Annotated in this window: 13 protein-coding genes; 5 read left to right on the forward strand and 8 right to left on the reverse strand. The window is 72.7% G+C overall.

All coding sequences use genetic code 11. The features are described from left to right. Positions 1-8 precede the first annotated feature (8 nt). A complete protein-coding gene (locus CR165_RS03135; RefSeq protein ID WP_109515518.1) occupies positions 9-923 on the forward strand; it encodes an ABC transporter permease subunit in 915 nt (304 codons plus the stop codon). 11 nt (positions 924-934) lie between these two features. Continuing rightward, positions 935-2,032 (forward strand): ABC transporter ATP-binding protein, encoded by a 1,098-nt coding sequence (locus tag CR165_RS03140; RefSeq protein ID WP_109515519.1) that lies wholly within the window; start codon positions 935-937, stop codon positions 2,030-2,032. A gap of 38 nt (positions 2,033-2,070) precedes the next feature. Here the strand turns inward: CR165_RS03140 and CR165_RS03145 are convergent, their stop codons facing one another. After that, positions 2,071-3,054, reverse strand: coding sequence for a Bug family tripartite tricarboxylate transporter substrate binding protein (locus CR165_RS03145; protein WP_109515520.1), 984 nt, complete (start codon positions 3,052-3,054; stop codon positions 2,071-2,073). 152 nt (positions 3,055-3,206) lie between these two features. Beyond that, positions 3,207-3,356: a hypothetical protein gene (locus CR165_RS24830; protein WP_181377984.1), complete on the reverse strand. Its 150-nt coding sequence runs from the start codon at positions 3,354-3,356 to the stop codon at positions 3,207-3,209. A gap of 139 nt (positions 3,357-3,495) precedes the next feature. Here CR165_RS24830 and CR165_RS03150 point away from each other — a divergent pair, with 139 nt between their 5' ends. Continuing rightward, a complete protein-coding gene (locus CR165_RS03150) occupies positions 3,496-4,623 on the forward strand; it encodes a LacI family DNA-binding transcriptional regulator (protein ID WP_109515521.1) in 1,128 nt (375 codons plus the stop codon). Positions 4,624-4,686: 63 nt separating this feature from the next. On the opposite strand, the gene CR165_RS03155 is transcribed toward CR165_RS03150, so the two are convergent. The 6 genes from CR165_RS03155 to CR165_RS03180 all read right to left on the reverse strand — a co-directional run bounded on the left by CR165_RS03155 (position 4,687) and on the right by CR165_RS03180 (position 10,167). Further along, entirely contained in the window at positions 4,687-5,589 is a 903-nt protein-coding gene (locus CR165_RS03155; protein WP_245906087.1) for an ABC transporter permease, read from the reverse strand. Further along, entirely contained in the window at positions 5,586-6,539 is a 954-nt protein-coding gene (locus tag CR165_RS03160; protein WP_109515522.1) for an ABC transporter permease, read from the reverse strand. The genes CR165_RS03155 and CR165_RS03160 overlap by 4 nt, the downstream gene beginning before the upstream one ends. 32 nt (positions 6,540-6,571) lie before the next feature. After that, positions 6,572-7,561, reverse strand: coding sequence for an ABC transporter ATP-binding protein (locus tag CR165_RS03165; RefSeq protein ID WP_109515523.1), 990 nt, complete (start codon positions 7,559-7,561; stop codon positions 6,572-6,574). Then, positions 7,551-8,606, reverse strand: coding sequence for an ABC transporter ATP-binding protein (locus CR165_RS03170; protein WP_109515524.1), 1,056 nt, complete (start codon positions 8,604-8,606; stop codon positions 7,551-7,553). The genes CR165_RS03165 and CR165_RS03170 overlap by 11 nt, the downstream gene beginning before the upstream one ends. A 177-nt stretch (positions 8,607-8,783) precedes the next feature. Next, positions 8,784-9,122, reverse strand: coding sequence for a DUF3293 domain-containing protein (locus CR165_RS03175; RefSeq protein WP_181377985.1), 339 nt, complete (start codon positions 9,120-9,122; stop codon positions 8,784-8,786). Between the two features lie 151 nt (positions 9,123-9,273). Continuing rightward, positions 9,274-10,167, reverse strand: a complete 894-nt coding sequence (locus CR165_RS03180; protein WP_109515526.1) for a LysR family transcriptional regulator — start codon at positions 10,165-10,167, stop codon at positions 9,274-9,276. Between the two features lie 141 nt (positions 10,168-10,308). Here CR165_RS03180 and CR165_RS03185 point away from each other — a divergent pair, with 141 nt between their 5' ends. Both CR165_RS03185 and CR165_RS03190 read left to right on the forward strand, forming a co-directional pair. Further along, positions 10,309-11,382: a tartrate dehydrogenase gene (locus tag CR165_RS03185; RefSeq protein WP_109515527.1), complete on the forward strand. Its 1,074-nt coding sequence runs from the start codon at positions 10,309-10,311 to the stop codon at positions 11,380-11,382. Positions 11,383-11,451: 69 nt separating this feature from the next. Continuing rightward, positions 11,452-12,420 (forward strand): tripartite tricarboxylate transporter substrate-binding protein, encoded by a 969-nt coding sequence (locus tag CR165_RS03190; protein ID WP_109515528.1) that lies wholly within the window; start codon positions 11,452-11,454, stop codon positions 12,418-12,420. The last annotated feature ends 95 nt before the right edge of the window (positions 12,421-12,515 follow it).

The following is a 12,515-nucleotide window of genomic DNA, read 5'->3' on the forward strand; positions in this document are numbered from 1 at the left end:
GCGCCGCGATGGTCGAACGCCGCCCCCTGCTGAACCTCGCCACGCACCTGCTGCTGGCGCTGGGCCTGGCCTGCCTGCTGCTGCCGCTCTGGCTCGCCTTCGTCGCCGCCACGCAGGACGTGGCGGGCGCCAACGCGGTGCCGATGCGCTGGCTGCCCGGCCCCTATTTCCTCGACAACATCGCCGCCGCCTGGACGCGCGCCGATCTCGGCGCCCGCTTCACCACCAGCCTCATCGTCGCGGTGGGCGTCATGGCGGGCAAGGTGCTGCTGGCCATGCTCGCCGCCTTCGCCATCGTCTTCTTCGACTGGCGCGCCAAGGCGGTGGTGTTCTGGCTGGTCTTCGTCACGCTGATGCTGCCGCTCGAGGTCCGCATCGTGCCGACCTACGCGGTGGCCGCCAACGCGCTGCGCCCCTTCCAGGCGATCCTCGACGTCACCGGCCTCACCGGCCTCGTCGAGACGCTGAGCGGCGTCCGCATCGCGCTGGAATGGCGGATGCTCAACTCCTACACCGGCCTCATCCTGCCGCTGGTCGCCACCGCCACCGGCACCTTCCTCTACCGCCAGTTCTTCATGACCATCCCCGAGGAGCTGGTGGAGGCGGCGCGGATGGACGGCGCCGGGCCACTGCGCTTCCTGCGGGACGTGCTGCTGCCGCTCTCGCGCACCAACATGGCGGCGCTGGCCACCATCATGTTCGTCTATGCCTGGAACCAGTATCTCTGGCCGCTGCTCGTCACCACCGAGCCGCAGCGCAGCACCGTGATGGTGGAGCTCTCCCGCCTGGTGCCGCGCGGCGACGGGCTGCCGGAATGGAACATCGTCATGGCGGCGGCGCTGACCGTCATGCTGCCGCCGCTCGCCGTGGTCGTGCTGATGCAGCGCTGGTTCGTCCGCGGCCTTGTCGCCACCGAGAAGTGAGGAGCGCCGCCATGGCCGCCATCGTGCTCGACCGCGTGAGCAAGACCTATCCCGGCGCCGCCCGCCCCTCGGTGGACGGCGTCTCGCTCGACCTGCCGGAAGGCGCCTTCGTCGTCGTGCTCGGCCCCTCGGGCTGCGGCAAGTCCACCCTGCTGCGGATGCTGGCGGGGCTGGAGACGATCACCGGCGGCGAGGCGCGCATCGCCGGCCGCCGCGTCAACGAGCTGGAGCCGAAGGACCGTGGCTGCGCCATGGTGTTCCAGAACTACGCGCTCTACCCGCACATGAGCGTCGCCGAGAATATCGGCTACCCGCTGAAGGTGGCCGGCGTGCCGCGCGCCGAGCGCGCCGCGCGGGTGCGCGCCGTGGCCGAATCCCTGGCGCTCAGCGAGCATCTGGCGCGCCGCCCGGCGCAGCTCTCGGGCGGGCAGCGGCAGCGCGTGGCCATCGGCCGCGCCATGGTGCGCGCGCCGCGCGTCTTCCTGTTCGACGAGCCGCTCTCCAACCTCGACGCCACGCTGCGCGTGCAGATGCGCGCCGAGCTGCGCCGCCTGCACGAGAAGCTCGGCGCCACCTCCCTCCTCGTCACCCACGACCAGGTGGAGGCGATGACGCTTGCCGACATCCTGGTGGTGATGCAGGCCGGGCGGGTGGAGCAGGTGGGCGCGCCGCGCGCCGTCTATGACCGGCCGGAGACGCGCTTCGTCGCCGGCTTCCTCGGCTCCCCGCCGATGAACCTGATGCCGGGCCGTGTCGCGGAGGGCGGCGCCGCCGTGGCGCTGGAGAACGGCCCGCCGGTGCCGCTGCCGGGCCGCCTGCCGGAGGGGCTCCCCGTGGTGCTCGGCATCCGCCCGGAGCATGTCGCGGCGGGCGGGCCGCACACCGCGGTGGTGGAAATGGTGGAGGACCTCGGCAGCGGCCGCGTGGTGCATGCGCGGATGCAGGGCGTGCCGGTGGTGCTGCACGCCCCGGCGGAGGGCCGGATGCAGCGCGGCCAGGCACTGCATCTCGGCCTGCCCGCCGCGCGGCTGCATGTGTTCGAGGCGGAGAGTGGCCGCCGGCGCGAGCCCGAGCCGCTGCCGGCCACGCAGGCGGCGCTGGCCGGCTGAGGCGCCACCGCCCCCCGCCCCTGCCCGCGCGGGAGCCTTCAGTTCACCGTGGCGCCGGAGAGGCGCACCAGCTCCTCCACCCGCTGCATCTCTCTGCGGTAGAAGGCGGCGAATTCTTCCGGCGTGCTGCCCACGGGCTCGTAGCCGAGCTGCTCCATCTGCGCCCGCACCTGCGGGTTGCGCATCGCGCCCGCAACCTCCTGCGCGATGCGCCGCACCGCCGGCTCCGGTGTGCCGGCCGGCGCGAACAGCCCCAGCCAGCTGCTGAAGGCATAGCCCGGCACCGCCTCGGCGATGGCGGGCACGTCGGCGAGCTGCGCGGCGCGCTCGGGCCGGGTGATGCCGAGGGCCCGCACCTGCCCGTCCCGCGCCTGCTGAAGGGCCTCCACCACGGGGGTGAACATCACGTCGATGCGGCCGCCGATCAGATCGGCCATCGCCGGCGCGCCGCCGCGGTAGGAGACATGGGTGAAGCGGACATCCGCCCGGTGCTCGAACAGCGCCGCGGCGAAGTGCTGCGAGCTGCCGGCGCCGGCGATGCCGCAGTTCAGCGCCCCCGGCTTCTCCCGCGCGAGGCGGACCAGATCCGCCACCGTGCCGGCCTTCACCGAGGGATGGACCACCAGCAGGCAGGAACTGAAGGAGATCTGCGTGACGGGCGCGAAGTCGCGCACCACGTCGAAGGGCAGGTCGCGGTAGAGGAAGGCGTTGGTGGCGTGCGAGCCCATGGAGGCGACGACGAGGGTGTGGCCGTCCGGCGCGCTGCGCGCCACGTGCTCGGTGCCGATGTTGCCGGCGGCGCCGGTGCGGTTCTCCACCACCACCGGCTGGCCCAGCCCGGCGGTGATGCTCTGCGCGACGACGCGGGCGCTGGTGTCGGTGCTGCCGCCGGGCGCGAAGCCGACGATGAGGCGCACCGGGCGGCTCGGGTTCCAGCCCGCGGCCTGGGCGCGGGCGCCGGCGCCGGCACCCAGGGCGAGGGGAAGCCCGGCGAGGGCGGAGAGGCAGTGGCGACGCTGCATGGTGGGGTTTCCTTCCCGCGGGGCATGGCCGCCCCGGCTGTTTGTCCAGGGGGCGTTGCCCGCCCCTTCTGTCGGCTGCGTCGGCGCGGGCGGCGCACCACCCGGGCCGGGGCGGGGGCAAGGCTCTCACCCCCGGAGGCGGAGGGGCCGCCTCAGGCGGCGGCGCCGCAGCGGCGGATGGCCTCGGCCGCGCCCGCCACCAGCCTGCGCATGTCGCTGCCGCAGGTGACGAAGTCCCGGCCGGCGCGGGCCATCACCCCGGTGGTGATGGCGGAGGGGATGGTGGGCCGGCCATCGAGCATGGCGCGGCCTTCGGCCCGGCGCAGGCGGATCGTGGGGGCATGGTGTTTCCTCGGCGGTCGCCCCTTGGCGGGGCTTTTTGGTTAATCGTTTAATCATCTAACGGCGGTTGCCGGCGGGCCGTCAAGGGCACCGGCTGGCGTGGGCGCCCCGCCTCCGCTATCCCGCCGCCATCCACCCCGGGGAGGAGACACGCCGCTGCGCCCGAAGCCTGCCGCCACCCCGGACGACGCCCCGCCCGGCGGAACCGGCCGGGGGCGGATCACCATCGCCGAGGTCGCGCGGCGCTGCGGCCTGTCCGTGGCCACGGTCTCCAATGCCCTCTCCGGCGGCGGGCGGATGGCGGAGGGGACGCGCGCGCGCGTGCGCGCGGCGGCCGACGCGCTGGGCTACAGCGCTTCCCCCGCCGCGCGCGGCCTGCGGCTGCGGCGGAGCTGGACGCTGGGCCTCGTCATCCCCGACATCGCCAACCCCATGTATGGCGAGATCGCGCGCGGCGCGGCGGAGGTGCTGGAGGCCGCCGGCTGCCACCTGCTGGTGGCCAGCCACGATTCATGCCCCGAGCGGCAGGCCCGCCATGTGCGGAACCTGCTGCGCCAGCGGGTGGATGGCGTGATCCTGCAGCCCTGGTCCTCGCGGGACGAGGAAGTGCCGGCCATGGTGGCGGCCGGCCTGCCGCTGGTGCTGCTGGCGCGCCGCCACCTGTCCCAGCCCACCGACCATGTGACCATCGACCCCCGCGCCCCCCTGCTGGAAGGGCTGCGCCACCTGGCGGCGCTGGGCCACCGGCGCATCGCCATCACGCTGATGGGCGGCCGTGCCTCCACCAGCGCGGAGGAGCGGCTGGAGACCTATCGCGGCTTCATGGAGCGGCAGGCCGGCGGCCCGGAGGAAGGGCTGATCGTCCGCCTCGCCCGCGCCGACCTCGAATCCGGCCGCGCGGCGGTGCCGGCGCTGCTCGCCGCCCGGCCCACCGCCATCGTCGCCAGCAACGACCTGCTGGCGCTGGGCATCCGCGAGGGGCTGCACGCCGCCGGGCTGCGCGTGCCGGAGGACCTCTCCCTGCTGGCGGTGGACGACACCTACCTCTCCGCCCTGCCCGGGGTGGAGCTGACCAGCCTGGAGCTGCCCAAGCGGCAGATCGGCGAGGCGGCGGCGCGGCTGATCCTGGAGCGGATCGCCGAGCCGGGGCGCGCCTGCGAGAGCATCGTGCTGCCGGCGCGGCTGGCCGTGCGGCGCTCCACTGCCCCGCCCCGCCCGGCGGGCTGAGCCGGCGCAGGCCGTCTCCGGGGCGGAAGGCCGGGATGGCTCCCGCCACCGTCGGCGACCGTGTCAGTTGCGCACGTCCATCGCGGCCCGCAGCCCGTCGCTGACGAGGTTGAAGCACATGCTGGTGACGAAGATGCAGAGCCCCGGCAGCATGGCGAGGAGGGGCTGCGAATAGATGGCGCTGCGCAGCGTGTTCAGCATCAGCCCCCACTCCGCCTCCGGCGGCTTGGTGCCGAGGCCGAGGAAGGAAAGGCCGGAGGCGATGATCATCGAGACGCTGATCAGGCTGGTGGCATAGACGAAGATGGGCCCGAGCACGTTGGGCAGGATGTGCACGCGCACGATGCTCATGGCCCCCGCGCCGCTGCCGCGCGCCGCCTCCACATAGTCGAGGTTGCGCACCGAGGTGGTGGTGCTCTCCGCCACGCGGATGATCTGCGGGATGAACACCAGGGTGAGCGAGAGGATGGCGTTGAACACCCCCGCCCCCAGCGCGCCGCTGATGGCCACCGCCAGCAGCACCGAGGGGAAGGCGTAGAACACATCCGTCACGCGCATGATCAGCATGTTCACCCAGCCGCCGGCGAAGCCCGCGACGATGCCGAGCAGCCCGCCCACGCCGAAGGCGATGACCACGGGCGTGATGCCGATGAACCAGGAGAGCCGCCCGCCATAGAGCAGGCGCGTCAGCATGTCCCGCCCCAGCTCGTCGGAGCCCAGGATGTAGTTGGGCGTGCCGACCGGGCGCAGGCGGCGGAGCATGCTGGTCTGGAAGGGGTCGGCCGGGGCCAGCAGCGGCGCGGCCAGGATGGCGAACAGCATCAGCAGCAGGATGCCGCCGCAGGCCAGCGTCACCGGGTCGCGCCGCAGCCGCTTCCAGACGCCCTGCCAGTAGCCGGGGCTGGCGACCGGCTGCGGCGCCAGGGGGAGGCCGGCGGTGGTGGTGCTCATGGCGGTGCTGCTCATGCCCGCTTGATCCTCGGGTCCAGCGCGGTCTGCATCAGGTCGACCAGCAGGTTGAGGGAGACGAAGAACAGCGCCAGCACCAGGATGGTGCCCTGCAGCACCGGGATGTCGCGCTGGAAGATGGCGCTGTTCAGCAGGAAGCCCGTGCCCGGCCAGGAGAACACCGTCTCCACCAGGATCGAGCCGCCCATCAGGTAGCCGAGCTGCAGGCCCATGATGGCCAGCGTGCCCGGCGCTGCGTTCTTCGCCACGTGCAGCAGGATGCCGCCCCGGCGCAGCCCCTTGCCGCGCAGCGTGTTGACGAAGTCCTGGTTCAGGATCTCGGCCACGATGCCGCGCACCGTGCGGGTGACGATGCCCATGGGAATGACGGAGAGGGTGACGGCGGGCAGCACCAGGTGGCGCATGTGCTCCCAGTTCCAGGCCCAGTCGCCCGAGCCGCCGGGGCCGGCGCCCATCGCCGGCAGCACATTCACCGTGACGCTGAAGATGATGACCAGCACCATGCCGAGCCAGTAATGCGGCACCGAGACGCCGGCGGCGGCCAGGCCGACCGCCACGCGGTCGATCCAGCTGCCGCGGAAGGCGCCGGCGATGGCGCCGAGCAGCGTGCCGGCCGCGAAGCCGATGGCCGCCGCGATCAGCGAGAGGCGCAGCGTGTTCTGCACCGCCACGAACAGATCGTCCGTCACGGCGCGGCCGGTGGCGAGGGAGCGGCCGAGGTCGCCCTGCACCACCTTCAGCAGCCAGAGCCCGAACTGCACCGGCAGCGGCTTGTCCAGCCCGTATTCGGCGCGGATCTGGTCCACCACCGCCTGCGGCGCGTCGGCGGGGACGATGGCGTTCACCGGGTCTCCGGGCGCGATGTGCACCAGCAGGAAGCAGAGCAGGCTGACCGCCAGCGCGATCGGCACGGCGTAGAGCACGCGCCGGAGGATGTAGGAGAGCATGGCCTAGCGGCCTCCGGCCGGGGGATGAAGGGTCATGCGGCTTCGTCCACGCGGATGCAGCGGACATTGCGCCCGGGCGCGGGGCTGCGCAGCTCGGGCATGGCGGGCAGGCAGTCCTCGCCCGCCTGCGGGCAGCGCGGCGCGAAGGCGCAGCCCTGCACGGGGCGGCTGAGGTCGGGCGGCGCGCCGGGGATGGTGGTCAGCCGCGTGCCGCGCATCCCGGCATGGACGGTGGCGCCCATCAGGCCGCGCGCGTAGGGGTGCAGCGGCCCGCGCATCAGCGCGGCCACCGGGCCTTCCTCGATGAAGCGGCCGGCATACATCACCGCCACCCGGTCGGCGATCTCGCCCGCCACGCCGAGGTCGTGCGTCACGAAGATGACGCCCATGCCAAGCTCCTGCTGCAAGCGGCGCAGGAGAAGCAGGATCTGGATCTGCACCGTGGCGTCGAGCGCCGTGGTCGGCTCGTCGGCCAGCAGCAGCTTCGGGCGGCAGGAGAGGGCGATGGCGATCATCGCGCGCTGCCGCAGCCCGCCGGAAAGCTCGTGCGGATAGGCGGCGAGGCGGCGCTTGGCGGAGGGGATCTGCACCAGCTCCAGCAGCCCCAGCGCACGGCGGTCGGCTTCGGCGCGGCTCACCCCCTCATGGCGGATGATGGTCTCGGCGATCTGCTTGCCGATGGTGAAGACCGGGTCCAGCGCCGTCATCGGCTCCTGGAAGACCATCGAGACCACACGGCCACGGATGTCGGCCATCGCCTTCTCCGGCGCCGCGACGATGTCGTGGCCGCCGACGCGCACGGCGCCCTCCATCACCGTCTTCTTCGGTGGGTTGAGCCGCATCAGCGCGCGCAGCGTGACCGACTTGCCGGAGCCGCTCTCGCCCAGGATGCAGAGGGACTCGTTCTGCGCCAGGGTGAAGTCCACGCCGTTGACGGCCTTGACCGTGGCGTCGCGCGAGACGAAGCGGACATTCAGCCCGCGCACCTCGACCAGCGGATTCGCGCCAGGATCATGCGGCATGGGGCATCGCCTTGCTGTGGCCGCTGCCGGGGCTGTGCACCAGGCAGGCGGCGCGGTGGTCCTCCCCGGCCTCGGCCAGCGGCGGCACGGTGGCGGCACAGACATCCTCGGCATGGAGGCAGCGGGTGCGGAAGCGGCAGCCGGAGGGCGGGTTCACCGGGTTGGGCGGGTCGCCCGAGAGGGGTGGCTCGGTGCGCCGGCGGTCGGGGTCCATCGAGGGGCGGCTGTCGAGCAGGGCTGCGGTGTAGGGGTGGGCGGCCTTCGCGTAGATCGCCTCCACCGGCCCGAACTCGGCGACGCGGCCGAGATACATCACCAGCACGCGGTCCGACATGTACTGCACCACGTTCAGGTCGTGGCTGATGAACAGGTAGGTGAGGCCGTACTGCTCCTTGAGGTCCATCAGCAGGTTCAGCACCTGCGCCTCGACCGACTTGTCGAGCGCCGAGACCGGCTCGTCGAGGATGATCAGGCGCGGCCGCAACACCAGGGCGCGGGCGATGTTGATGCGCTGGCGCTGCCCGCCCGAGAGCTCGTGCGGGTAGCGGCGGGCGAACTGCCCCGGCTCCAGCCCCACCGCCGCCAGCAGCTCATGCGCGCGCTCGATGGCGGTGCGGCGCGAGAGGCCGTGCACCTGCGGCGAATAGGCGATGGATTCCTCGATGGTCAGGCGCGGGTTCAGCGAGGCGTAGCTGTCCTGGAACACCATCTGCACCTGGCGGCGGTATTCCTTCATCGACAGGCCGCCGGGGCCGACCGTCTGGCCATCGAAGATCACCTCGCCGGCGGTGGGCTCCATCAGCGCCATGATGAGGCGCGAGGTGGTGGACTTGCCGCAGCCGCTCTCGCCCACGATGCCGAGCGTCTCGCCCTTGCGCAGGTCGAAGCTGACATCGTCCACCGCCTGCACCACGCCGCGCGTGCGGTTGAGCAGGCCACCCTTGAGGGGGAAGTGCTTGGTCAGACCCCGCACCGAGAGCAGCGGCTGCGCCGGGCCGCCGACATCCGGCAGGGGGCGGGACAGTAAGGCTGCGGGCGATGCCATGGGCTCTCCGTCCGTGAGTTTCGCAGCCCCCGCGATGCAAATGGCAGGCCAGCATCATATTGCGCGATTTGGGTGCAAAAACCTGGAGACCGGCAGGGATTGCACGCACCGCACCCAGAATCCGCCGAAAGAACAGGCATCCGGCGGCCTGCGGCCCCTTGCCCCCCTTTCCTTGTCTCAGCGCAGGCAGAGCAGCGCGGCGGGCGCACCCCGGCGCAGCACCACCACCGCGTTCTGCCGGAAGGCCCGGCCCAGCGCCGCGCCCGCCCGCGCGCCCAGGCCCAGTGCCAGCAGGCTTTCCTCGCCCTTCTCCGGCGCATCTGCCCAGGCGCCGAAGCCGGGCAGCACCCGGCCCAGCCTCGCCCGCAGCCGCGCCTGGGCGCGCCGGTTGGCCGCCAGCCCCGGCGTCCGCGACCATGGATTCCAGGCCGTGATGAACACCGCCCGGCGTACGGCATGGCGGGCCAGGAGGCGGTCCAGTTCCGGCTGGCGGCGGCCATGGAGGCGGGCCGTCACGCAATACGGCGGATCGCCCACCCGATAGAGCGTGGCACGATAAACTTTCTGAAACGGTGCACAGGCGGAATACATCACGCGCCTCCCACAGCGGCGGTTGCAACGGAAAAAGCCGGAGGGGCGGCCCGCCCTCTCCGCGCAGGTCCTCCCCTCAGGGGCCGGGGTCGAGCAGGGCCAGAAAGGCGGCCCGCTCGGCGCAGGGGGAATCCGGGTCCCAGGCGACGCCCAGGCCCCATTCCAGGGGCGCCGCGGCTTTGGGCAGCGCCACGGGGCGGAACACCACACCCGGCACCCGCATCCGCGCCGCCCATTCCGGCAGCAGCGCGATGCCGATGCCCGCCGCCACCAGGTTGACGATGGTCTGCTTCTCCTCCGCCTCCTGCGCCACATGCGGCGAGAGGCCCAGCGCGGCGAACAGGCGCATCACCCCGTCATGGCTGTGGGGCCGGGTGCGGCGGGGCGGCAGGATCAGCGGCAGCGGGGCCAGATCCTCCAGCCGCAGGCGGCGGCGGCCGGCCAGCGGATGCCGCCGCGGCAGCGCCACCACCGGGTATTCCTGCAGCAGCCAGCGGAAGGCGAGGCCCGGCTCGGGCCGCAGCGGCGGCCGGACGAAGCCGAGGTCCAGCCGCCGCGCGCGCAGCTGCGGCAGGATCTCCGAGGTCTTGGCCTCGGTCAGCCGCGTGGCGATGCCGGGATGCGCCGCCTGGAAGCGTGCCAGCAGGCCCGGCAGCAGCCCCGCCGCCGCGCTGTCGATGGCACCGATGCGCAGCAGGCCGGCGGGATGCGCCGCCATCCCGCGCACCAGCCGCGCCGCCGCCGCGGCATGTTCCAGGATGGCCCGCGCCTCGGTGGCCAGCGCATCCCCCGCCGGGGTGGTGGCCACCTGCCGGGTGGTGCGGCGCAGCAGCGCCGTGCCCAGTTCCTCCTCCAGCAGCCGCACCTGCCGGCCCAGCGCGGTGGGAAGCATGTTCAGCCGGGCGGCGGCGCGGCCGAAATGCAGCTCCTCCGCCACCGCCAGGAAGGCCCTGAGCTGCTTCAGTTCCACCGTGCCCTCTCCTTCCGCCCGCCCGCGAGGCTGTGCCGGCCAGGACGGATTATCGCCTTTTTTTGCGCAATCTTTCGGATGCAGGGCGCGGCCCCGGCGGAGCCTAGCCTGGGCGCCAGGACCTGACGAGGAGAGACACCGTTGCGCGAATACAGCATCGCCGCCATCCCGGCCGATGGCATCGGGCCGGAGGTGATCGCCGCCGGCTTGCAGGCCCTCTCCGTGCTGGAGCGGCGGATGGGTGATTTCCGCCTGCATGTCGAGGAATTCCCCTGGGGCTCCGATTACTACCGCAGGCATGGCGTGATGATGCCGGCGGACGGGCTGGCGACGCTGAAGAAGTTCGACGCCATCTATTTCGGCGCCGTCGGCGCGCCGGACGTGCCGGACCATGTGACGCTGTGGGGCCTGCGCCTGCCGATCTGCCAGGGCTTCGACCAGTACGCCAATGTGCGGCCCACCAAGATCCTGCCCGGCGTGACGCCGCCGCTCCGCGACTGCGGCCCGGGCGACCTCGACTGGGTGATCGTGCGCGAGAACTCGGAGGGCGAGTATGCCGGCCATGGCGGCCGCGCCCACCGTGGCCTGCCGGAGGAGGTGGCCACCGAGGTGGCCATCTTCACCCGCGTCGGCGTCACGCGGATCATGCGCTACGCCTTCCGGCTGGCGCAGGCGCGGCCGCGCAAGTTCCTGACGGTTGTCACCAAGTCCAACGCGCAGCGCTTCGGCATGGTGATGTGGGACGAGATCGCCGAGGAGGTCTCGAAGGAATTCCCCGACGTCACCTGGGACAAGATGCTGGTGGACGCCATGACCATGCGCATGGTGCTGAAGCCGCAGAGCCTCGACACCATCGTCGCCACCAATCTGCACGCCGACATCCTCTCGGATCTCGCCGCCGCGCTGGCCGGCAGCCTGGGCGTGGCGCCCACCGGCAATGTGGACCCGGAGCGGCGCTTCCCCTCGATGTTCGAGCCGATCCACGGCTCGGCCTTCGACATCGCCGGCAAGGGCATCGCCAACCCGATCGCCACCTTCTGGACCGGGGCGCAGATGCTGGAGCACCTGGGCGAGCCCGAGGCCGCCGCACGGCTGATGCGCGCGGTGGAGCGCGTCACCGCCAGCGGCCTGCTGACCCCCGACCTCGGCGGCACCGCCACCACGAAGCAGGTCACCGAGGCGGTGTGCGACGCCATCCACAGCGCGAATGTCTGACTGACAAAAACAGAAGAAGGGGGCGCGAGGGAATTCCTTCCCCCGCCCTTCCCCCCGGAGGAAACACCCATGCTCACCCGCCGTACGCTCCTGGCAGCCACCCCTGCCCTGCTGGCCACCCCCGCCCTGGCGGAGACCTTCCCCACCCGCTCCATCACCATCACCGTGCCCTTCGCCGCCGGCGGCCCGACCGACGTGGTCAGTCGGCTGGTGGCCGAGGGCATGTCGAAGGATCTCGGCCAGCCGGTGGTGGTGGAGAACGTGACCGGCGCGGGCGGCACCATCGCCGCCGCGCGGGTGGCGCAGGCCCGGCCCGACGGCCACACCCTGCTGATGCACCACATCGGCCATGCCAGCACCGCCACGCTCTACCGCAAGCTGCCCTATGACGTGCAGGAGAGCTTCGCGCCGCTCGGCCTCGTCTCGGACGCGGCGATGACGGTGGTGGCGCGCCCCGACTTCCCCGCCGCCGACCTGCCCGGCGTGCTGGCCGCCATCAAGGCGCAGGGCGACGGGCTGACGCTGGCGCATTCCGGCCTGGGCGGCGCCAACCAGCTCTGCGGCATGCTGCTGCAGCGCGCGGCGGGCCGCGCCCTGACCACGGTGGTGTTCCGCGGCAGCGCGCCCGCCATCACCGACCTGATGGCCGGGCGCATCGACCTGTTCTGCGACCAGGCGACCAACACGGCGCCCTTCATCCGCGACAGCCGCATCAAGGCCTATGCGGTGACGCTGCCGCAGCGCGTGCCGGGGCTGGACCTGCCCACCACCGCCGAGGCCGGCGCGCCGGACCTCGCCATGAGCACCTGGCACGGGCTTTACGCGCCGGCCGGCACGCCGGCCGAGATCCAGGAGCGCCTCGCCACCGCCATCCGCGCCGCGCTGCGCGAGGAGCGGCTGCTGACCCGCTTCGCCGAGCTGGTGACGGCGCCGGCCAGCCAGGAGCGGGCCACCCCGGCCTGGCACCGCCGCCATCTGGCCGAGGAAGTGGCGCGCTGGCGGCCGATCATCCAGGAAGCCGGGCAATACGCCGATTGAACAGGCTGGCGGAGGAGACTCCGCCATTCCGCTCGGAATCCGCTCCGTTCTCCTCCCCCTTCACCTTGAGCCCCTGCAAGTCCTCGGAGCCCATG

Source organism: Teichococcus aestuarii, assembly GCF_003116135.1.
GTDB lineage: Bacteria > Pseudomonadota > Alphaproteobacteria > Acetobacterales > Acetobacteraceae > Pseudoroseomonas > Pseudoroseomonas aestuarii.